Source organism: Cytobacillus gottheilii (assembly GCF_900166665.1).
GTDB lineage: Bacteria > Bacillota > Bacilli > Bacillales > Cytobacillaceae > Cytobacillus > Cytobacillus gottheilii_A.
In genome coordinates this window covers 1,436,340-1,457,592 of sequence record NZ_LT800494.1, presented here as the reverse complement: position 1 = coordinate 1,457,592, position 21,253 = coordinate 1,436,340, and the positions used below count along the sequence as shown (strand labels likewise).

The following is a 21,253-nucleotide window of genomic DNA, read 5'->3' as shown; positions in this document are numbered from 1 at the left end:
ATGATAAAAACAAGTTAGGTATGCTTTTTACAAAGCATACCTAACTTGCATGTCTTCTATCAATAAATTACTTTTTCGGCGTGCTGTCATCCATTTTCAGCACGGCCATGAACGCTTCCTGCGGCACTTCAACAGAGCCGACTTGCTTCATGCGCTTTTTCCCTTCCTTCTGCTTCTCTAACAGCTTCCGTTTACGGGAAATATCTCCGCCATAACATTTGGCAAGTACGTTCTTTCTCATCGCTTTAATGGTTGAACGAGCCACAATTTTTTGACCGATCGCTGCTTGGATTGGCACCTCAAATTGCTGTCTTGGAATTAATTCCTTCAGCTTTTCAACAATCACTTTCCCGCGCTCATACGCAAAGTCACGGTGAACGATAAAGCTCAAGGCATCAACTTTTTCTGTATTTAATAAAATATCCATTTTAACAAGCTTTGAAGGCTTATAGCCAATAAGCTCATAATCAAAGGAAGCATAGCCCTTCGTGTTAGATTTCAGCTGATCAAAGAAATCATAAACAATCTCAGATAACGGAATTTCATACACAATGCTAACCCTTGTTTCATCCATGTATTGCATATCTAAGAAAATACCGCGTTTTTCCTGGCAAAGCTCCATAATTGCCCCAACATAGTCGTTCGGTGCCATCATCGTTGCCTTTACATATGGCTCTTCGACACGATCAATTTTTTGCGGATCTGGCATATTAGATGGGTTGTCTACTTTCAGCTGTTCACCATCTGTCATAATGACATCATAGATAACACTTGGTGCCGTTGTAATCAAATCAATTTTAAATTCACGTTCAATACGCTCCTGGATGATCTCCATATGAAGAAGTCCAAGGAATCCGCAGCGGAAACCGAAGCCTAATGCCTGGGACGTTTCCGGCTCAAATTGAAGAGCAGAGTCATTCAGCTCAAGCTTTTCCAGTGCTTCGCGCAGGTCATTGAATTTCGCGGAGTCAATTGGATATAATCCGCAATACACCATTGGGTTCAATTTACGGTAGCCAGGAAGCGGCTCAGTTGCGCCGTTCTTTGCACTTGTGATTGTATCCCCTACACGCGTGTCGCCAACATTTTTAATCGCTGCTGTTAAGAAACCAACATCTCCAACAGAAAGCTCTTGCAGTGGTGTTGATTTTGGCGTAAATACCCCAACTTCTGTTACTTCAAATTCCTTGCCGGTCGCCATCATCCTTACTTTATCGCCGACCTTGACCGTTCCTTCAACAACCCGAATATAAGCAACAACACCACGATATGCATCATAAAGGGAGTCAAAAATAAGTGCTTTTAAAGGTGCTTCCGGGTCACCTGTAGGTGCAGGAACCTTTTCTACAATCTGTTCTAAAATTTCTTCAATTCCAATACCTGCTTTGGCAGATGCAAGTACAGCTTCAGAAGCATCAAGGCCAATGACCTCTTCCACTTCGTTACGAACCCGCTCAGGATCGGCACTTGGCAAATCAATTTTATTAATAACCGGCAGGATTTCCAAGTCATTATCAAGAGCTAAGTAAACGTTCGCAAGTGTTTGCGCTTCAATGCCTTGTGCAGCATCTACGACTAAAATTGCTCCTTCACAGGCAGCAAGACTTCGGGAAACTTCATATGTAAAATCCACATGTCCCGGCGTATCGATTAAGTGGAAGGTATATGTTTCTCCGTCCTTTGCAGCATATTTCAGCTGAACAGAATTCAATTTAATCGTGATTCCGCGTTCTCTTTCAAGATCCATTGAATCAAGGAGCTGATCCTTCATTTCTCTCGCTGTTAACGCTTTTGTTTTTTCTAAAATACGGTCAGCTAAAGTGGATTTCCCATGGTCAATATGGGCAATAATCGAGAAATTACGAATTCTCGACTGTCTCTCAAGTCTTTCTTCTCTGTTCATATAAATCCTACACACTCCTATTAGAAAAGCTCATCGCCCATTTTGCAGCGCTCGGAGCTAAACATGATCTAAGTTCATCTTAGTACTTTTAATAGAGCAAACCTCTTAAAAAAGGATTTGCTCGAAAAATGATATTTATAATGGCATACTATTTTTGATTATAGCAGTACAAATGTGAACATTCAATGTTAAGCGCAGGGATTCAGCAAGGATGACATTGCAAAAAAAATGCAGCTGCTAAAAAGCAGCTGCTATTCACCATTGATAAGAGATGTAATAAGCTGAATGGTTTCTTCCATTAAGGCTTGTATGGTCGCTGAGAACTGCTTTCCCAGTGAGGAAAAGAAATTATAAGCTTCCATCTCTTCAAGCTGCTCTCTTTTTTTCTGAAGATCATGGCTTGAAACCTCATTTCCGAGTATGGATGCCTGCAATTCTCCACTTTCTGCTTCTTGAATGGTGATGGCTTCCGCGTAATTTGGATCATCAAATCCTCTCATTCGCTGTATCCCATCATTCGCCTGCTGCATTCCAAAGAGAACGGACGCAAACATGAGCGCTGCCAGAAACAAAGCTTTTAATGTAAACCTCTTCATCCTTATCACACCTTTTACCAATCGTTTAATTTTGAGCTGATCCGTCCACTTCTTCTGCTTGCCAGTAATATTCACTGAATACATCTGCAAGTGCAGCAGCTGAACGGTTTAGTTCTTCGAAAGTATTGTCTATGCCGCCGAATTCTACTAGTATCGCATTATCTGATAGATCCTGATTAAATTTACCGTTTGTTCCTGCTCCTTGTTTTAAGAGAATACCTCGGCTTAAGCCAGGATATTTTTGTTCAAGTCCTTTATGCAGTTCTTCAGCAAATTGTTTATTTTTTTCATAGTTGGCGTGCTCACCGCCTATTACAAAAGCTAGTTTGGCATAACTTTCCCCATTAATTTCTTTTGTTGTATCTTCTTTGCGTTTGGCATCTCTATGGATATCAATCAAGTAGGTCAAATCCTTATCTGCCCCAATGGCAGAAGCAACAACTTCCCGTGATTCCTGATAGGACTGGCCGTAACTCCAGCCTTTGTTCACCAATCTCGATTGAACATCGGTTTTATCAATCGTCGTGCCAATCCCTTTACTTTCAAGCTCTTCTTTTAGCTTGTCTCCAATTTGCGTCACATTGATCTGTGAATGAAAAGCTTTATTAGGATCTGTTACACCTTTTAAATACGGGAGGAACGATTCTGTGTTATGAGTAAAATACACATAAACAACCTTTTTTCCATCCGTAGATTGTGGCGGAGGGGCTGTATCTTCATCTGATTCCCCGTTGTCAAGCTCATCCACATTTTGCAGGGGTGCCTCATTTTTCCCTTCAAAAACATCTTGCGGAGGTGCTGATTCAATTGGCATATTTGTATAATTGGTCCCTTCCCCCGCCACTAATATCTCTGTATCAAAGATAGTAAATGAGGGAAGCTCTCGTCCTAACAGACTTCTCGGGTCATCCAGGTTAATATTTGTGGAAAGCTGGAAGAGCAGACTGGACAGGTTTGGCCCTTCCTCTAAATCCATATTAGCTGCGAAAGCTCGATTTTCCGTACCGATAATTTTGTACAGAAGATCAGCAGAGAAAAAGGATGCGGCTTTATTCACCGACTCTGACGATGGCCTTAGTTCTGGGTTCAAGGAAGTAATCGCACCGCTTATCGAAAAAATCATAAATATAAATAATAGAAATGCTGCCGCTGACTTTACTAGATTTGACCCTTGAATTGTAATCAATATCCCGCTGGATTTTTGGGGTTTCATTGTTCCACCTCTCCTTGCAAGTCTAGTAAATCTTATGACTTTGATAGGAAAGATAGAACTAGAAGATATTTTATTTTTATAAACTGGCCAATTTACGACTTGAGGGAAGGGGGGAGCATTACCCAACCTTCAATAGCAACTTTTGTGTGGTGAGGGGAAGAATTAGCGGATCTTTCTCCCCCTCAGCAGCCGTTCTCCACGCTAGCGGACAGGATTTTCACTTCCCATATCCTCTTTAACTCACTTATCTCGTATACATTCCGCTGTTATCATCATTAATATTCTGATGAAGAGCGGCATTGAGTCCGTTGGCAATGACATTTGCCATGTCTTCAATAAAAACATCCACTTCTTTTGGCGTCACCATTAAGTTATGGCCGATTGGAGAAAGAACCTCGTATATCAGCTTTCTCTTTTCTTCTTCCTCTAATGTTCCTACGATGCCCAAAAAGGTTTGACGCTGGCCTTCTTCCGGCAGGTCATCCTCTGTCAGCTTTTTTCTGGCGCCAAAGTTCATTCCCGCAGGTGCTAATGCTCTTGAAGGGCGATCTCCTTCTCTCAGCTCCTTGCCGAAATGCTTTAAGATAAAATCAATGGTGTCACTTGTAATGGAAACTGCGTCAACCACGGTAGGCACACCAATAGCGACCACGGGAATCCCCAGTGTTTCGGCACTGATTTCTTTTCGTTTATTTCCCACCCCAGAACCAGGATGTATACCTGTATCCGAAATTTGAATGGTCGCATTTACCCGCTCAATTGATCGTGCAGCGAGTGCATCAATGGCAATCACAAAATCCGGCTTCGTCTTTTCTACAATTCCAAAAATAATATCACTTGTTTCAATCCCAGTTAAACCCATAACCCCAGGAGCAATTGCGCTGACTGGGCGGTATCCTTCTTCAACGCTCTCAGGCTGAAGCTGGTATAAATGACGCGTAACTAAGACATTCTCACAAACCTCGGGACCGAGTGCATCCGGTGTGACATTCCAGTTTCCTAATCCAACAATCAAGCAAGATGCATTTTCTTTAATGCCCAGCTGTTTTATAAATTGGGAAAATTCTTTTGCAAATACCCCAACTATCTTTTCCTGAAGAGGGGTGTCCTGTTGACGGATGCCTAATGCCTCAATTGTTAAATAGTGACCTTCTTTTTTCCCTAAAGCCTCGGCTCCTTTTTTTGTAACCTCAACAAAGGAAACCTTGATATCGTCTTCTTCTTTTTCTTTAATAATGACGCCTTCGATTTGAGAGAGATTTTCTTCCTGATGAATTCCATTTTGCCGCTCTGCAAGCACCATTTCCCTCGCCTCTACAGCTAAATCTGTTCTGACTGAATAATTGCTCAAATCCGGTTTCTCATTCATACTGATCCCTCGCATTCTAATAGGTGTTATCCATATTTCCATATATCTAATATCCTTTCCTGAACAGCAGGAAAAGATTCACAATTAAAGGAAATTACGTCTCTTTCTAAAGGAAAGAGCCAAAATAAGAACCTGCAACTTACGATAATTAGTTGCAGAGTATTGCATTATGTTCGGGGGTTTGGTAGAATAGCACTTGTTCTTAATGAATTGTGAATGAATGTGACTATCGAGTTAGAGTAAAGGCTTTTTCGGCATTGGCTTCCATTTGGTGAGCATATATGCCGTTAACCTGCAATCATCTCGATGCTTTTTCAGGAGGTGAATGGAATGCCAAACATTAAATCTGCTATTAAGCGTGTAAAAACAAGCGAAGCTCGCAACGCTGCTAACGCAACTGCTAAATCTGCAATGCGTACTGCTGTGAAAAAAGCTGAAGCTGCGATCGTTAATAACGAAGCTAACGCACAAGAAAGCTTTGCTGCTGCTGCAAGCAAGCTAAATAAAGCAGCTGCTAAAGGACTTATCCACAAAAACGCTGCTGCCCGTAAACAATCTCGTTTAATGAAGAAATTAAACTCTGTAAACTCTTAAGTTTATGGAATCATGGCTATCTGCTAAAGATAGCCTTTTTATTTTTGCAAAAAAAAAACTGTATTCCCTCTGCCTGCTGCAGAAAAAATACAGTTTGTTAAAATTATTTCGCGGCACCCAATTTAAATAAAAACATTTCAATCAGCATGGTTTTGTTCATACCACCCGTCTTCATTTGATAATCGGCATCTGCAAGCTGGCTCATAATTGCTGACAGCTCATAATCATCAAAAAGCTGCGCTTGTCCGGCTGCAAGCTTCACCCGGAAAGGGTGAATTTTTAACTGGCCGGCCATTTGATTCTGTCCGTACCCTTTCCTCGCTAATTCCTTCACTTGGTAAATGAGTCTGAATTGCCCCGTGATTACTGCTAAAATTTTGATTGGCTCTTCATTTTGTTTGAGCAGATCATAAAAGATCCGCAGTGCCTCATCAATTTTTCTATGTACAATTTTATCTACAAGTGCAAAAATATTTTGTTCCAATGATCGCGCAACAAGCTTCTCAACCATTTTCTGATCGATACGTTTCTCATCATCTGCATATAAAGAAATTTTATCGATTTCACCTGTAAGCATAAATAAATTGGTTCCAGCAAGTGCTAGCATTAATTCAACCGCATCTTCATCAATCTGAACACCATTAAGTGCCGCTCGCTCACGAATCCATGTTTTTAATTCATTTTCACCAAGCTTTTTGGCCTCCACTAATGATGCCGTTTTCTTTAATTGCTTCGTAATTTTTTTTCTCTCATCTAACTTCTCGTATGCTCCTGAAAATACCACTATGGAATAAGGTGAAGGTTCCTTTAAATAAGCCTCCAGCTTCGCCACGTTATGCTCCACTTTGGACTTGGATTTTTCAGAAGTAAGAAAAACAGGATTCTGCAGAAGAATTAAGCGCCGTTCTCCCATAAAAGGGAGTGTTTCAGCATCTTCCAAAGCTGTTTCAATCGGTGTCTCTTCCAAGTCATAAGAGGCTAAATTAAAATCTAGCTCGTCCTCATTTAGGCTATGTTCAATGAGCAGCTGCTTCGTTTCATTAATTAAGTAAGGCTCTGTTCCATAAATTAAATATACTGGCGCAAAGCGCTGCCCCTTAATCTGTTTCCATATATCAAACACAAATATTCGCTCCGTTCAATAGGTTTTGCTGCTGGTATGTTCACTACTTCTATCCTAAAGAAGCCATCATGTTTTGACAAGTAGCAATAGGGAATCAGCTCTATAGAGAATAGAGCCAATTCCCAATCTATATAGAACGCAGACAGAGAAGGCCTAGGAATCTTCGCCGTCAGCGGTGCATAAGTAATACTATTTTCTCCTAACCCCAGCACCTTATTTGTGACAACTGCTGTAAAGACAGGAAAAGCATGTGAGGAAGTATGGATTTTTTAGAGTATTTCGCTTATACTAGATAGGAAATAGGAGGGGTAGACTGTGAACGAATTTGAAAAAAACGTACAAAGCACACGAAATGATGCAATTGACTCTGGTATTGGCTTCGTCGTATCATTCGGATTTTTTGCAACGTTGTTTGTCATTGCAACAGTCATTAAATTTATCGCATCTTAATGCTGCATATAGCGGACCTCCCATATTAGGACCTTTTATGCCAACGCTTTCAAATCGTCCTTCATGGTTAGGAATCGGATTCGTAAATGGTTCATGCTTAAGATGCTCTTCATAGCCTTTTCCATTCTAAAAACAGAATGGAAGGGAAATTGAAGAAAAGAGGCCAGAAAGCTGAACAAGGCAATACTGCCAACAGCCTTGAGACTGTATGATCACAATACAGTCTCTTTTTCATTTCTTATTTCTGATAATGTATCCTATGGAAGTACTGTAAAAAATGTACCTTGGCCTCCTTTAAATTTATAGGTAATTCCCCCATGTAAATCTGTACGTAAGATCACAATCTTTTCTTCTTTCAGTTTTTCTATTACTTCGATGTGAGGATGGCCATACAGGTTATTTCTGCCTGCCGAAATTAATGCGTATCGAGGTTGAACAGTATGAAGTAATTCTATTGAAGTAGATGTTTTGCTGCCATGATGTCCAACCTTCAGCACATCTGCATTTAAACTTCCATATCTCTCAATCAGCTTTTTTTCACTACTTTCTTCCACATCACCCGTAAACAGCCATCTTAAGCCTCCTATCTCCCCGTACATCACAATAGATCCATCGTTCTCACTATCTGAAGAGGACGTTTCTGTTGGCATAAGAATTCGAAAAGATGATTCTCCACTTTTCCATCCCGTTCCCTCGTGAACTTTTTGGATGTTCACACCCTTTTTCTCCGCTTTGGTGATTAGTTCCTGTTCCGCCTGAGACGGTTCATCTTCTGCTGCAAGTAGCAGCTGTTTCACATTCATAGCGTTTAATACAGCTTCACTTCCGCCAATATGGTCTACATCTCCGTGTGTGATAATAAGCTTATCTATTTTTCGGACTCCTTTGCTTTTTAAAAAAGGAACAATGGTATCTCTTCCAACCTCGAATGGTTTTTCACGCACTTGCCACGGTTCTTCTTCAAATTGGAGGATACCACCTGTATCAATTAAGTAATTCCCTTGAGCAAAAGGGAGTTTAATAAAAATGCTGTCTCCTTGACCCACATCCAGCATTGTAACTTCCCCATAGAGTGAAAATGTGTTAACTGCGTAATGCAGCAATATAACAGCAGTTGGGATGAACAAATTTCCCATAAACGCTTTATATCCTGTTCGCTTTTCCCATAATACAAAGAAAAGAATGATACCAGCTGCATAAAAAAGGAGAATGGTTGAGGAAGGAATCCCTAATCTTAAAACGGCAAACGGAAATTCCGACACCCATTCACTGCTCTTATTCACAAAAACTATCAGCACTTCCAGCATCGTTAATAAGAAAGTAATCATATTCCCGATGAGCAAATGCAGAAAAAACAAGAAAAACAGAATGGGAAGCAGCAGCCAGGAGAACAGCGGAATATAGATGATATTGGCAATCAGGGACAAAACGGATACTTCGTAAAAATAATAAAACATAATAGGCAAGGATGCGAGGAGACAGACAAAGGACGTTTGCAGACTGAGATAGAATGGATTGGATATTTTCTTTGTAAGAACTGGTGCTGACAATAACAGTGCAAATGTAATAAGGAAAGAAAGCTGAAACCCGATATGAAAAATAGTGTATGGACTAATAAACAAGTACAAGCTAAATACAAAGGAAATAATATCGCTAGTTGGTATTTGAAATTCAAATCGCTTTGCAGTTAGCGCCACCATCAGCATGCAGACGGCTCTTATGACCGAAGGAGCAGCACCTGTCAGCAGTGCGTAAAAAGGCAAAATCAATAATAAAACAGTGATCATTCTTTCACGCGTAAACCCCATTCTTAAGCCAATATAAAATAAAAGACCAGCCAGCAATCCAACATGCAATCCGGATATAGCGAGCAAATGAACAATGCCTAATCTTTGATAAGCGGTGACGATTTCAAAATCAATACCCTTTCGATCTCCAAAAATAAGAGCTGCCGCAAGTCCAGCTGTTTGTTCAGGAAAATATGTGTTTATATAGGTGATTCCACTGTAGCGAAGGTTTTGAAAAAAGATGGCCGGAGAGGAGGTCTTTGAGGAGGAGCAATCTGTTAAAGAGACCCTTTGTGGTTCTAAGATCCAATAGATACTATTTCTCTGCAAATACAATTGATAGTCGAAGCCATTGGGGTTCACAGCTCTTGAAGGCTGTTCGAGCTGACCTTGTATAGAACATACAAGTCCAGGATGAAGTGTTTGAGAAAGGCTATATTTCTCTTGTTCTGAGGAAATTTCATACCGAAGCATCAGCTTTTCTCCACTTTGATCTTCAACCTGTGCAGATAAGAGATCACCATCCACTTTAATAGAATCCAGGAAAGTGATCGAGAATTCCTTCTGCTCAGGGAGCAGATTTGTCACTTGCATGGAGACAGCCCATTCACCTCTGTAAAATAAAATTGTACTCGATGCAATCAGAAGAGCAACCCACTTAAGATTCCACTTTTTGTAAAAACATAAAAAAAGAATCAATATGCAAAAGCCAACAAAACTAACCGTTTTATCAGCTAATGCACCTGTGATTGCGAGTAAAGAAGCAAAAGCAAAATAAATCGCATTTCCTTTCATTTCTCACCTCTCAATTTTCACCTAAGAAAAGAGTTTGTCCGCCTCTTCCCGAAGCTTTTGAATCTCATCGTTTTTATCTTCTTTCTTCTCTAATAAAGACAGCATATCATCAATGAAAGCTCGCTTTTCAGTTTGGTTGAAATCTAAGGTCATTTCTTCACGATCCACCTTCATAAATTCAACTCCAGCTTTCAGAAAGAGCTCAATTCCATAAGGATGGTTTTTATAATCCTCTGCATAATAAACCTTTTTAATACCCGCTTGGATAATTGCTTTACAGCATTGCAAGCAAGGAAAATGCGTTACATAAATCTCCGCATCACTTGTTGGCACTCCAAATTTCGCACATTGTAAGATGGCATTCATTTCTGCATGAATGGTACGGACGCAGTGATTATCGATTACATAACAGCCTTCGTCAATACAATGCTCTCCACCAGCAATCGAGCCATTATAGCCACCAGCAATGATGCGCTTGTCCCGAACAATTGTCGCTCCTACCGCTAAGCGGGTACAAGTGCTCCGTAATGCTAACAACTGACTCTGAGCCATAAAATACTGATCCCATGAAATTCTATTCATCTTTAACTCTCCTTTTATCTCCCCTATTCTCTCTTTAGTGTAAAGCGGCTGAAGAGACAGGTCAATTTACTTTAATCTGTTCGGCTAGTTTTTCATACGTTTTATCGCCAATTCCTGAAATTTCTTTCAGCCCCTCTTTCTCTGAGAATGGACCATTTTTTTCACGATAGTCAATGATTGCCTCTGCCTTTGCGGGACCAATTCCAGGCAATGTCTGCAGCTCAGCAGAATCAGCACTGTTAATGTTCACCGTTCCCTCATCAGTCTCAGCAAAAGAGGAATTTACGGACTCTTCTCCTATTTTAGGAATATACAAAACCATCTCATCTGTTACACGCTGCGCAAAATTAACCATCTTTTCGTCTGCATCGTTTTCCAGGCCTCCAGCTGCATCAATCAGGTCAAGTACCCTGTCTCCTTCCTGCGCTTCATATACTCCTGGATTTCCAACAGCTCCCTTCACATCTATTAAGATGTTTTTTTCTTCAAGGGGAGGTTCATCGACTAATTCTTGCTGAGTCATTGGTTGCTGTGAGGCCGTTTGGTCATTAACTACATTTAAATCATCATCCTCTTGATGAGAAAAAAAGAGAAGGCAAAACAGCGCAGCGACTCCCAAAGAAATCAAAATAATATATAGCTTTTTTTCCTTTATAAAACTGAACACAGCTTTCAGCTCCCTTTCTTTTAGCATATTTGTTTATTTTTTTCATATGTTTTTAGGAGAAAGTTTTGCATGCATAGGAGGGTTGCAGCATGAAAATTGGTGTGATTGGCACAGGAAATATGGGCAGAATTTTAACTGAATCATTTATAGAAGCTGGTACTGTTTTACCGGAGGATTTAATGGTGACAAACCGTACGCTTGCAAAAGCACTATCGCTGCAGGAGGTGTACGCGGGATTAAATGTAGGGGTTGATGCTAAAGCGGTCGCAGAGCACTCTGATTTAATTTTTATCTGTGTGAAGCCTCACGATGTATATCATGTAGTCAGCAGTATACAGGAGCAGCTGAGTGCTGATAAATGTGTCGTATCCATTACAAGCCCAATAAGTATAAAGCAGCTGGAATCGATTGTTCCATGCTCTGCGGCAAGGGCCATTCCAAGCATTACGAACCGTTCCTTAGCTGGAGTTTCCCTGCTTAGTTTCGGCGAGCGCTGTGAGGAAAAGTGGAGACTCAGCTTACAGACTCTTTTTACTTCGATCTCGACACCGGTTGAAATTGAAGAGAATATTACTCGCGTAGCCTCTGATATTGTCAGCTGCGGGCCTGCCTTTTATAGTTATTTAACACAGCGGTTCATCACTGCTGCGGTAAATGAGACAGAGATCGATCAGGAGACAGCAACAAAGCTTGCTGGAGAAATGCTGATTGGATTGGGCGAGCTTTTGAGAAAAGGATATTATACACTGCCGACACTGCAGGAAAAGGTGTGTGTAAAAGGCGGCATTACAGGAGAAGGCATTAAAGTGCTGGAGAATGAGCTGGGAGATGTGTTTGAACTGGTATTCAAGGCCACACATGCGAAGTTTGCTGATGATTTAGACCTCATGAAAAAACAGTATACATTCTAGTATTCGGCATAATGGAAAAAAATCCTTTAAAAAATTTAAAAGCAAGATCATTTTTCTCATGATCTTGCTTTTTTGTTATTTCTTAGAACTTCCTACACACAAAAAAGATCCGCTCAGAATCAGATTGCGGCGGGGTATCAGAGAAGTCTGCTAAAATTTCCAGCACTTCAAAGCCAGCCTGCTTCAGCCATGCTTGGTATTGTTCAACAGGATAGGTGCGCTGAAAATGGAGTTCATCATAGCGGTCATATTTGCCTGTTGTTTCATCAAGAGCAAAAAAAGTTAATTCATGCTCAACACTGTGAGGATGTTCGCCTTCAAAGCTTTCCCATATGTAGCTGATTTCTTCTTCATTTAAAGCGAATGTCTGGTTCATAAAGATGTCCGTCATTTTATAAACAGAATGGACATCTATAATAAACAGACCATCATCTTTTAGGTGTGTGAATACACCCTCAAAGGTTCTCTTCACGTCTTCTTCATTTTGCAAATAGTTCAGAGAATCGCAAAAAATGCCGATGATGTCAAAGAAACCAAGACCTTCAAGCTCAGCCATGTTTTGCTGAAAATACTGGATAGGAATGCCTTGTTCATCAGACTTACCCCTTGCAACAGAAAGCATATCTTCTGAAAGATCTACTCCTGTTACATCATATCCGCTGCCTGCAAGGCGGACAGAAAGCTCACCTGTTCCGCAGGCAAGGTCCAGCAATCTTTTCCCTGTAACATTGTATTCAGCGGCCTTTTGCTCAATGATTTCAACCCATTTATCATAGGGAACATCTTTCATCAGCTCATCGTAAAGATAAGCGAACTGCTCATAGCTCATTAGTTTAACTCGCTTTGAACATTTTCAGATGGTGCGTCTCCCCAAAGGCGTTCTAGATTGTAATAATTTCTTTCATCCTTATGGAAGACATGTGCCACAACATCTCCTAAATCAACGAGGATCCATCTTGCCTCATCGAAGCCTTCCATACGCTTAACTGTATGTCCTAACTCTTCTGCTTTTTCTTTGATTTCGCGGGCAATTGCCTGTACTTGCTTATCAGAGTTACCATGGCAAATCACAAAATAATCGGCAATTAAGGAAATTCCCTTCATATTTAATGCGATAATATCCTCTGCTCTTTTATCGTCTGCTGCTTTTACAGCTGTATTTAATAATGTTTTTTCAGTCATTTAATCTGTCCTTTCTATTTAACAATAATCCATTATAAGCCTCTAATGTCTGCGGATATACTGCCTGTCCCTGTTTTATTAAAAATATAATCGTATTGCTCATCGCCTGTTTAAGTGCTGCATCTAAATTTTCTTGTGCTGACAGCCGGACTTCCTCGACACCAGGGAATTTGCGGCCCGGCTCAATATAATCGGCGACATAGATAATTTTGTCCAAAAGCGTCATATGCTCGCGCCCTGATGTATGATAGCGGATTGCATCCAATATCTCTTCATCTGCAATGCCCGCTTCCTCTTTAACAAGGTAAGCCCCTACAGGAGCATGCCATAGCTCTGAGTGATGCAGAAGCAAGTCTGCCGGCATATTCTGTTCGAAGATGATGCTTTTCATTTCATCTTTCGGTCTGAACTTCGCATAATCATGGAAAATCGCTGCGATCTCCGCTTTTTTCTCATCAGCTTTATACTTTTTTGCCAGTTCAATCGCTGTTTCCATCACACCAATGGTATGAATATACCTTTTCTCAGTTAATTGCTCTTTTACAATGCTCAATGCTTTTTCACGGTCCATACAGCTTTTTCTCCTTTATATAATCACGTATTTCATTCGGAACTAAATACGTAATGGATCTCCCTTTTTGAAGACGATCCCGAATCATACTGGATGAAATCGCCACATCCGGTACATTGGCATATGTAATAGGATAGTCGCTTTCAAGCTCATATGCAGGTCGATTGACACCAATGAATTGCACCATCGTAATCAGCTCATCGATGTTATGCCATTTTGGCAAATATTCTACCATGTCCGCACCGATGATAAAATAAAAGCTGTATTGTTTATATAACTCATTCAGCTGCTTGATGGTGTCATAGGTATAGGAAGGGCCTTGCCTGTCCAGTTCAATCGTCTCTACTTTAAAACCAGGCCGCCCCGTAATGCCAAGCTCTAGCATCCTGACCCGATCTGATGCCGGCACTGAGTTAGTCCGCACTTTATGCGGAGGCTCCTGGTTTGGCATAAACCAGATTTCATCAAGCTCAAGTTCCTCTTTTACCTCATTCGCAATAATAAAATGGCCAAGATGCGGAGGGTCAAAGGTTCCGCCCAGAATTCCTACCTTTTTCAGAAGTCTTCACTCCCTGTTATGGTAATTGAATTTGCTTATTCTCTCTTGATTCTTTATACAGTACTATTGTGTTTCCGATCACTTGCACTAATTCTGCATGTGCGCCTTTTGATAGTGCTGATGCCACATCATCGCGGTCTTCTTCACAGTTTTGAAGCACGCTGATTTTCATCAGTTCTCTTGCTTCAAGCGCTTCACGGATTTGCCCGATCATATTTTCATTGACGCCGCCTTTTCCAACCTGAAAAATCGGGTTCAAATGATGTGCCTTTGATCTTAAAAATCTTTTTTGTTTACCTGTTAACATTGTTAACCTCCTAGATGTGATAATACAAGTTTTTTCATTCTATTTGTATCGGGTTTGATGCCTGTCCAAAGTTCGAAAGCTAATGCTCCCTGATACACAAACATGGGCAGTCCGTTTTGAACCTCTGCTCCCATATTTTTGGCTGCAAGTAAAAAGGGAGAGTAGAGCGGATTATAGATAATATCGCTGACAAATGTTTTAGAATCAAGATGCTGTAAAGACAGAGGCATGTCTGTGGCGGCGGAAGACATCCCAATTGGCGTCGTTTGAATGATTAAACCATACTGTGACAGCACTTTTTCCGCCATGTCCTTTGAATAAACATTTGTTTCCACTTCATATGGACACTCATTTTTAATCAGCTCGGCCTTCTCTGCGGTCCGATTGCACAGATCCATTTGCTGAACGCCTGCAGCAGCTAGGGCAAAATAAATGCCTCTTGCTGCTCCTCCAGCTCCAATTACCAATGTCCGCCTGTCCTTGAAATCCGACAGTACCGTCTGCAATCCTGCCACGTAACCTGTGCCGTCCGTATTATAGCCCTGCAGTTTGCCTTCTATATTGACGACTGTGTTTACAGCGCCAATAGCTGCTGCAAGCGGGTCTACATAATCAAGAAAAGGAATAATTCTTTCTTTATGCGGAACTGTTACATTGAAGCCCGAAATTCCAATCGCCTTTAATCCTGTTACAGCCTCTTGCAGTGTTTCTTTTTTTACGAGAAGAGGGTGGTAATGGGCATGAATCCCATACGCTCCAAAAAGATCATTATGCATAACAGGCGACATGGAATGAGCGATCGGATCACCTAATACAGCATATAGCTTTTGCATGAATCTGACTCCCCTTCTGTAAAAAAATTAAATAAGTGACTTTCGAGTTAAAACATGAACACCTTTAGGAACAAATGCCGTAATTTTAATCCCCGGGTCGTTAACCGTAATCCAGCCTAAACCCGAGAAAACGATGTCTGTCTTCCCTTCTTTAATCGAGAATTCTTGTTTTACAAGCTCCGGAAACTCGTCCATTTGCTCTTGTCTCGGAGGTGTCAGCATTTCGCCGGCATGATTTTTATATAGCTCCTCAGCATTCTCTGTTTTGGTACGATGAATAAGCAATTCGTTTGAAAAATGACAGACAAACGACTTTTTGCCGCCGCCTGAGACATAATCAAATCTTGCTAATCCGCCAAAATATAATGTCTGCCCTTCATTGAGCTGATAGATTTTTGGCTTAATTTCTTTTTTCGGCGTAATGATTTTCAAATCACGCTTATCGACAAAGTGAGCCATTTGATGATGATTGATTATGCCAGGTGTGTCCATCAGTGCCTGTCCATCAGCAAGCGGAATTTCTATAATATCAAGAGTCGTGCCAGGGAAATGAGACGTTGTGATGATGTCACCTTCACCTGTTACTTCCTTTAGAATACGATTTATAAACGTAGATTTCCCGACATTAGTACAGCCGACAACGTATACATCTTTTCCGCCCCGCAGCTCATCAATTGCTTCAGCTACTTCCTTTATATTCTGGCCTTTTCCTGCACTCACCAGAAAAACATCTTCAGGCTTTAATCCAAGCTCTTTCGCTTCCTGCTTCATCCAGTTGATCAGCTTGTTATGCTTAACTGATTTCGGTAATAGGTCGACCTTGTTTCCAACCAAAAGAATTTTATTTTTTCCCACAAAACGGTGCAGTCCAGGCAGCCAGCTGCCATTAAAGTCAAAGATATCGACAATTTTAACGATCAGGGCATCTGTTTGGCCAATGCCGTTTAATATTTTTAGAAAATCATCATCTGTTAAGCTTACATCTTGAATTTCGTTGTAATGCTTTAAACGGAAACAGCGCTGACAAATGATCTCCTCTTTTTCTAATGCTGAAGGCGGAGCATAACCTAGGCCTTCTCTTTCATCTGTTTGTATCTTCACTCCACAGCCTATGCAAACATATTGTTCACTCAAAATTTAATCCTCCCACTGAATCATCCCTTTTTTCCTGAAGAAATTTAGGATGCGTCTTTCCACTTTTCTGTTAAACCTTGTTATAAATCCATCTGTTTGGGCAACAGGAACAACTAAAACGGTGTGAAACCCGCTGCGGTTTCCTCCCAGAACATCTGTAAGCAGCTGGTCTCCGATCACAACCGTTTCATCCTGCTGTAATCCCATTTCTGTTAATGCACGTCTAAAAGCTCGTCCCATTGGTTTGCGAGCTTGATATATGAAGGGTATATTAAGCGGCTCAGAAAAGGCCTTTACTCTATTTTCATTATTATTGGACACAATCGTTACTTTAATATTGCTATTTTTCATATCCTCAAACCATTTAATCAGTTTAGGGGTTGCGTTTGGACGATCCCACTCAACAAGCGTGTTATCCAAATCGGTAATAATTCCCTTAACACCTCTTTCAGCTAACGTATCCGGAGTTATTTCAAAGATACTCTTCACATGCTGATTTGGTAAAAAATGCTTCAACACCATTGTCACACCTCAATTTTCTTATTCTGCATTACTATGTCACATCATCTAATGATGGTCAATATATTTTCTGAACCGTTATAGAGCTTTAAGAAGAATCTTCTTAACGGCAGGACCTGCTTTTTAGCAGTGGTAAAGCTTCCATCCGCTACCAATGGTCATTTCTTATAATTTCATTCTCATTATAAGTATCTCACCTTTATCTTTTGCATAAAATAACTTTCCCATAAGTATGTTGAATTGCCGCAAATTTATGAATAAATCATAAATACTTTTCGACAAAATTTTCAGCAGTCAATCTGTGGATAACTTTATTCACATTATACACTATGATACGTTTATCATTTTCCCATATATAAACAAAATAATCACAGGTTATCCACTATAAACTGTGGATAACAGAACGGTTGTTCTATGTGTTTATATTTGGTAAAGTAAGGGTACAACAAAATTACCTACTAATATATGTTTAAAACCAGTTAAATAGACCGATACAAAGCACACATTATTGGAGGTGAGTCAACTTTGCGCAAACTGTCAGATGACCTGCTCATAGAGTCGTACCATAAAGCAAAAGAGCTTAGACTTTCCCCAGACTTTATCAGATTAATTGAAACTGAAATTCATCGGAGATCTCTAACAAACCAGATTAAAGCTTCATCCTAAAAGTCTGCTACTTGTAAATTGGACAAGCCCTTTTTAAAGGGCTTTTATTTTTTCTATATTTAAACCTGCTCAGAATAATGGCCTAGATTGCCAAGTCTTTTTCCCGTTTGAATATTAAAAGGTGCTTTAATGCTCTGATCAAGCAAAAAAGTATCCTTTTCAAACAAGAGAATAACGGTAGAACCGAATGTAAAGTAAGCCATTTCACTCCCTTTTTCAAGCATGTCCCCATTATGCGTTGTTTCGATTGAATTGACAAACATCGCTCCGACCTTAACGACCGCAAGCTTTCCTTCTTCATGCTGAATTTCCGTGATCGTCCGATAATTTTTCGATAACGTATCTCTGCCATATTTGAGCCCCAACCGATTGACTGGGTATGATTTTCTGCCCAAGGTCCACTGTTCCATGACCGTCCCTGTAACAGGACTATGAATACGATGATAATGACTAGGACTTAAATACAAAATCATATACTGACCACCAGCGTAAACATCCGCTTTTTCTTTACTTCCAAGCATTTCACTAATTGAATAGGTCTTTCCTTTAACAACAATTTCTCGCGTGCTTTCAATCAAGCCGATATCCTCTATTACCGCATCGACCGGACTGACAACTGCTTCTTCTGCTGCATCCGTGATCCGCGCATTCTTTTTAAGCTTTCGGATAAAAAAATCATGAAGCGATTGATATTCTTTTATCTCTTTTTCCATTTCACCTTCATTAATTTTATAGGTACTTGAAAACGAAGGGATCACAAACCTGCTTATCTTTGAACGTGCAAACTTTTGAAGAAGGTAAGACGTAATCCTGCCATTCGTCAGCTCAATCAAAAATCTGTAAATAGGTTGTTTCATCTTTTAGCTCCAATCTTTTGTCATTAAGTCATCCTGCATGAAATCCGCAGCTATATAAAGTATGCATACTAGCATCCTGAAACTTTGCTGCTTTTAAACCGTATAAAATAACAGTCTTTAAAATATTTATTATATAAGGACAATTGTATTCGTTGTTAAAAGGTCTTATGTAATGTGTTCAAGGGAGTGAAAAGATGCTTTCATTTCAAAACAGCCACCATTTATTAAAAAGAATCAGGTCTCAAATCGCAAATATATTCACTTTATTGAATCTTAGCAGTGGAAGTATTGCTTGTATATTTATTATGGATGAGCAGCTTTCACTTGGAATTTTGTTCATTGTTTTGGCTGCTCTCTTAGATTTTCTTGATGGGATGCTGGCAAGGAAACTCCAAATTCAATCTGAGTTCGGAAAACAATTGGATTCCATGAGTGATATTATATCATTTGGCATAGCACCAGCACTATTATTATATCAGGGAACCCTTTATGAATTTGGTATCATTGGTATGGTTTCCACCATTCTGTATGCATGCTGCGGGGCAATTCGCCTTGCCCGTTACCATCTGATTCATCAAGACGAGTATTTTATTGGATTGCCAATTACCGCTGCTGGTCTGTTTGCAGCGATAAGCATGCTGATGATCTTACATATACCGCCAGTCTTCTATTTATCTTTCACCTTAATCTTATCTTTCATGATGATCAGTACGATGAAAGTGAAGAAAATCCGCTGACTTTCTTTTACCCAAAAGCTGAGGGAAATAACAAAAACCGCCCTAATAGAGCGGTTTTTTAGCTGATGTTATTTCTTTTCAGTTAAAGCCAAAAATTCTTCTACATCATCTACACATAGCTGAACAGCTTTTTCCCAGAAGTCAGGCTTCGTTAAGTCTGTGTTTAAGTGCTTAAGTGCCAGGTCTTCTACTTTCATAGATGCAGAATCCTTCAATAAGTCAATATACTTTTCCTCATAACCAGCGCCTTCTTCAATCGCTTGCGCATAGATGCCAAGAGAGAAGAGATAGCCGAATGTATATGGGAAGTTGTAGAAAGGAACACCTGTGATATAAAAGTGAAGCTTAGATGCCCAAAATGTTGGATGATACTCATCCAATGCACCTGCATATGCTTCCTTCTGTGCTTCAAGCATCAGTTCACTGATTCTTTCTGTGCTCACCATGCCGCTCTTTCTTTCTTCATAGAAACGTGTTTCAAACAAGAAACGAGCATGAATATTCATCAGCAGTGCAACAGAACGCTGGATTTTATCTTCTAAAAGTGAGAGCTTTTCTTCCTCTGACTGTGCATTCTTCACCGCTGCGTCACTAACAATCATCTCAGCAAAAGTAGACGCTGTTTCAGCCACATTCATTGCATAACTGCGATTTAATGTATGAACATCTCTCATCGCGTATGAATGAAAACCATGTCCCAGCTCATGTGCGAGTGTTGAGATATTTGAAGGTGTTCCAGAATACGTCATGAAAATACGAGACTGACCAGTTTCAGGGAAGAAGGTGCAGAATCCGCCAGGTCTTTTGCCAGCCCGATCTTCTGCTTCGATATAGCTATCTTCGAATGCTGTTCTTGAGTAGGATGTCATTTCCTCCCCAAATTTACTAAAGTGATCGAGAATAAATTGTGCACCCTCCTGATAAGAAACCTTCGTTTCTGTCTCGCCAAGCGGAGCATCAAGATCATACCAGCTCAACTTTTCCAGTCCGAGCAATTTTGCCTTTCTTTCAAGAAACTTAACGAATGGAGCTTTATAGCTTGAAATGACATTCCACATGGAATCAAGTGTAGCCTTTTCCATCCGGTTAATCGCTAATGGTTCTTTCAATGGATCCTCCCAGCCGCGTTTTTCATAGACTGTTAAGCGGAAGCCAGCCAGGTGGTTTAATGTTTTAGACAAGTAATCCGCCTTTTCTCCCCATGCCTCTTCCCAGCTCTTGAACACAGCTTTTCTCACTTCACGATCCGGGCTTGAAAATTTATTAGATGCCTGCCCAACAGACAGGAATTTCTCCTCGCCGTTTTCTGTGAAAGGAACCTTGACCGTACGAACAATCACATCATACATTTGGCTCCAGCCGTGATAACCATCAACACCAAGGGCATTGATTAATGATTCTTCCTTCTCAGATAACTTCTCTTCTGCCTTTTCACGGCGTTCTGTCAAAACGAAGGAAAGTTCAGATAACCCTTCCGTTTTTAAAATTTCTTCCCAAACATTTTGGTCAAAAGAAGTCAATTTTTCATCGAAACCGGTAAGTACGGATTGAAATGCTGCACTTAGACGTGTCACTGTTGCACGATGTTTGTTTGCTGCCTTGTCTTCTGTATTTTGAGCTTCTAAACAGCTGACAAACGCTCCAGCCTGTCTAATTTTCTTCGATGTTGCTTCAAATTTCTCCAAAAGCTGGATCAGCTGACTGCTTTCACTTGCATGGTTTGAAGGTTCCCAGCTTTGCACAGATTGTTTAAATTGCTCAATATGTTTTTCGGTTTCGCTAAGATGTGATGTGAATTCCTCAGACTCACTTCCGCCTTTAAAAAAGACATCTAAGTCCCATACCTCTGAATATGTTTTGGTTGTCATGATTAAACCCTCCTGCATTTATGTATACTT

At 40.3% G+C, this 21,253-nt stretch carries 23 protein-coding genes; 5 read left to right on the top strand and 18 right to left on the bottom strand.

The annotated features are described in order from the left end of the window. Positions 1 to 67 precede the first annotated feature (67 nt). The 4 genes from lepA to gpr form a co-directional block, all read right to left on the bottom strand. Positions 68 to 1,903 (bottom strand): translation elongation factor 4, encoded by a 1,836-nt coding sequence (lepA, locus tag B7E07_RS07085; protein WP_066443448.1) that lies wholly within the window; start codon positions 1,901 to 1,903, stop codon positions 68 to 70. Positions 1,904 to 2,154: 251 nt separating this feature from the next. Beyond that, the gene (locus B7E07_RS07080) at positions 2,155 to 2,499 is read right to left on the bottom strand and encodes a YqxA family protein (protein WP_080844948.1); all 345 of its coding nucleotides are present in this window, start codon (positions 2,497 to 2,499) and stop codon (positions 2,155 to 2,157) included. Between the two features lie 25 nt (positions 2,500 to 2,524). After that, entirely contained in the window at positions 2,525 to 3,712 is a 1,188-nt protein-coding gene (gene spoIIP / locus B7E07_RS07075; RefSeq protein WP_080844945.1) for a stage II sporulation protein P, read from the bottom strand. A 244-nt stretch (positions 3,713 to 3,956) separates the two neighbouring features. Further along, positions 3,957 to 5,081: a GPR endopeptidase gene (gpr, locus tag B7E07_RS07070; protein ID WP_080849129.1), complete on the bottom strand. Its 1,125-nt coding sequence runs from the start codon at positions 5,079 to 5,081 to the stop codon at positions 3,957 to 3,959. 330 nt (positions 5,082 to 5,411) lie between these two features. Between gpr and rpsT the strand changes: the two genes are divergently transcribed. Then, positions 5,412 to 5,675 carry a 30S ribosomal protein S20 gene (gene rpsT / locus B7E07_RS07065; RefSeq protein ID WP_066443438.1) on the top strand — a complete coding sequence of 88 codons (264 nt, stop codon included), beginning with the start codon at positions 5,412 to 5,414 and terminating at the stop codon, positions 5,673 to 5,675. 103 nt (positions 5,676 to 5,778) lie between these two features. Here the strand turns inward: rpsT and holA are convergent, their stop codons facing one another. Further along, on the bottom strand, positions 5,779 to 6,798 hold the full coding sequence (gene holA, locus B7E07_RS07060; RefSeq protein WP_080844942.1) for a DNA polymerase III subunit delta: 1,020 nt from the start codon (positions 6,796 to 6,798) through the stop codon (positions 5,779 to 5,781). Positions 6,799 to 7,113: 315 nt separating this feature from the next. Here holA and B7E07_RS07055 point away from each other — a divergent pair, with 315 nt between their 5' ends. Next, positions 7,114 to 7,248 carry a YqzM family protein gene (locus B7E07_RS07055; protein ID WP_066443427.1) on the top strand — a complete coding sequence of 45 codons (135 nt, stop codon included), beginning with the start codon at positions 7,114 to 7,116 and terminating at the stop codon, positions 7,246 to 7,248. 257 nt (positions 7,249 to 7,505) lie between these two features. On the opposite strand, the gene B7E07_RS07050 is transcribed toward B7E07_RS07055, so the two are convergent. The 3 genes from B7E07_RS07050 to B7E07_RS07040 all read right to left on the bottom strand — a co-directional run bounded on the left by B7E07_RS07050 (position 7,506) and on the right by B7E07_RS07040 (position 11,079). Beyond that, a complete protein-coding gene (locus B7E07_RS07050; protein WP_080844938.1) occupies positions 7,506 to 9,830 on the bottom strand; it encodes a DNA internalization-related competence protein ComEC/Rec2 in 2,325 nt (774 codons plus the stop codon). A 21-nt stretch (positions 9,831 to 9,851) separates the two neighbouring features. Then, positions 9,852 to 10,412, bottom strand: a complete 561-nt coding sequence (locus tag B7E07_RS07045) for a ComE operon protein 2 (protein WP_080844934.1) — start codon at positions 10,410 to 10,412, stop codon at positions 9,852 to 9,854. A 61-nt stretch (positions 10,413 to 10,473) separates the two neighbouring features. Continuing rightward, entirely contained in the window at positions 10,474 to 11,079 is a 606-nt protein-coding gene (locus tag B7E07_RS07040) for a helix-hairpin-helix domain-containing protein (RefSeq protein ID WP_257391410.1), read from the bottom strand. Positions 11,080 to 11,168: 89 nt separating this feature from the next. Here B7E07_RS07040 and comER point away from each other — a divergent pair, with 89 nt between their 5' ends. Beyond that, a complete protein-coding gene (gene comER / locus B7E07_RS07035; RefSeq protein WP_080844929.1) occupies positions 11,169 to 11,990 on the top strand; it encodes a late competence protein ComER in 822 nt (273 codons plus the stop codon). Between the two features lie 82 nt (positions 11,991 to 12,072). Here comER and B7E07_RS07030 read toward each other — a convergent pair whose 3' ends face one another. The 8 genes from B7E07_RS07030 to B7E07_RS06995 are packed head-to-tail and all read right to left on the bottom strand — an operon-like array spanning position 12,073 to position 17,095. Next, positions 12,073 to 12,819: a class I SAM-dependent DNA methyltransferase gene (locus B7E07_RS07030; RefSeq protein WP_080844928.1), complete on the bottom strand. Its 747-nt coding sequence runs from the start codon at positions 12,817 to 12,819 to the stop codon at positions 12,073 to 12,075. Beyond that, positions 12,819 to 13,172 (bottom strand): ribosome silencing factor, encoded by a 354-nt coding sequence (gene rsfS, locus B7E07_RS07025; RefSeq protein WP_066443411.1) that lies wholly within the window; start codon positions 13,170 to 13,172, stop codon positions 12,819 to 12,821. Before rsfS ends, B7E07_RS07030 begins: the two co-directional genes overlap by 1 nt. Then, on the bottom strand, positions 13,165 to 13,743 hold the full coding sequence (gene yqeK, locus B7E07_RS07020) for a bis(5'-nucleosyl)-tetraphosphatase (symmetrical) YqeK (RefSeq protein WP_080844925.1): 579 nt from the start codon (positions 13,741 to 13,743) through the stop codon (positions 13,165 to 13,167). The genes rsfS and yqeK overlap by 8 nt, the downstream gene beginning before the upstream one ends. Then, the gene (locus B7E07_RS07015; protein WP_080844922.1) at positions 13,733 to 14,302 is read right to left on the bottom strand and encodes a nicotinate-nucleotide adenylyltransferase; all 570 of its coding nucleotides are present in this window, start codon (positions 14,300 to 14,302) and stop codon (positions 13,733 to 13,735) included. Before B7E07_RS07015 ends, yqeK begins: the two co-directional genes overlap by 11 nt. A gap of 16 nt (positions 14,303 to 14,318) precedes the next feature. Next, positions 14,319 to 14,609 carry a ribosome assembly RNA-binding protein YhbY gene (gene yhbY, locus B7E07_RS07010; RefSeq protein ID WP_080844919.1) on the bottom strand — a complete coding sequence of 97 codons (291 nt, stop codon included), beginning with the start codon at positions 14,607 to 14,609 and terminating at the stop codon, positions 14,319 to 14,321. A gap of 2 nt (positions 14,610 to 14,611) precedes the next feature. Further along, positions 14,612 to 15,442 (bottom strand): shikimate dehydrogenase, encoded by an 831-nt coding sequence (gene aroE, locus B7E07_RS07005; protein WP_080844916.1) that lies wholly within the window; start codon positions 15,440 to 15,442, stop codon positions 14,612 to 14,614. 27 nt (positions 15,443 to 15,469) lie between these two features. Beyond that, positions 15,470 to 16,576: a ribosome biogenesis GTPase YqeH gene (gene yqeH, locus B7E07_RS07000; RefSeq protein ID WP_080844912.1), complete on the bottom strand. Its 1,107-nt coding sequence runs from the start codon at positions 16,574 to 16,576 to the stop codon at positions 15,470 to 15,472. 3 nt (positions 16,577 to 16,579) lie between these two features. Further along, complete coding sequence (locus B7E07_RS06995) at positions 16,580 to 17,095, bottom strand: YqeG family HAD IIIA-type phosphatase (RefSeq protein ID WP_080844908.1); 516 nt, start codon at positions 17,093 to 17,095, stop codon at positions 16,580 to 16,582. Positions 17,096 to 17,620: 525 nt separating this feature from the next. Between B7E07_RS06995 and B7E07_RS06990 the strand changes: the two genes are divergently transcribed. Beyond that, positions 17,621 to 17,761, top strand: coding sequence for a sporulation histidine kinase inhibitor Sda (locus B7E07_RS06990; RefSeq protein WP_066443394.1), 141 nt, complete (start codon positions 17,621 to 17,623; stop codon positions 17,759 to 17,761). Between the two features lie 59 nt (positions 17,762 to 17,820). On the opposite strand, the gene B7E07_RS06985 is transcribed toward B7E07_RS06990, so the two are convergent. After that, complete coding sequence (locus B7E07_RS06985) at positions 17,821 to 18,618, bottom strand: phosphatidylserine decarboxylase (protein ID WP_080844905.1); 798 nt, start codon at positions 18,616 to 18,618, stop codon at positions 17,821 to 17,823. 194 nt (positions 18,619 to 18,812) lie between these two features. Here B7E07_RS06985 and pssA point away from each other — a divergent pair, with 194 nt between their 5' ends. Beyond that, positions 18,813 to 19,355, top strand: a complete 543-nt coding sequence (gene pssA, locus B7E07_RS06980) for a CDP-diacylglycerol--serine O-phosphatidyltransferase (protein ID WP_080844902.1) — start codon at positions 18,813 to 18,815, stop codon at positions 19,353 to 19,355. Between the two features lie 68 nt (positions 19,356 to 19,423). On the opposite strand, the gene B7E07_RS06975 is transcribed toward pssA, so the two are convergent. Beyond that, a complete protein-coding gene (locus B7E07_RS06975; RefSeq protein WP_080844896.1) occupies positions 19,424 to 21,223 on the bottom strand; it encodes a M3 family oligoendopeptidase in 1,800 nt (599 codons plus the stop codon). Between the last annotated feature and the right edge of the window lie 30 nt (positions 21,224 to 21,253).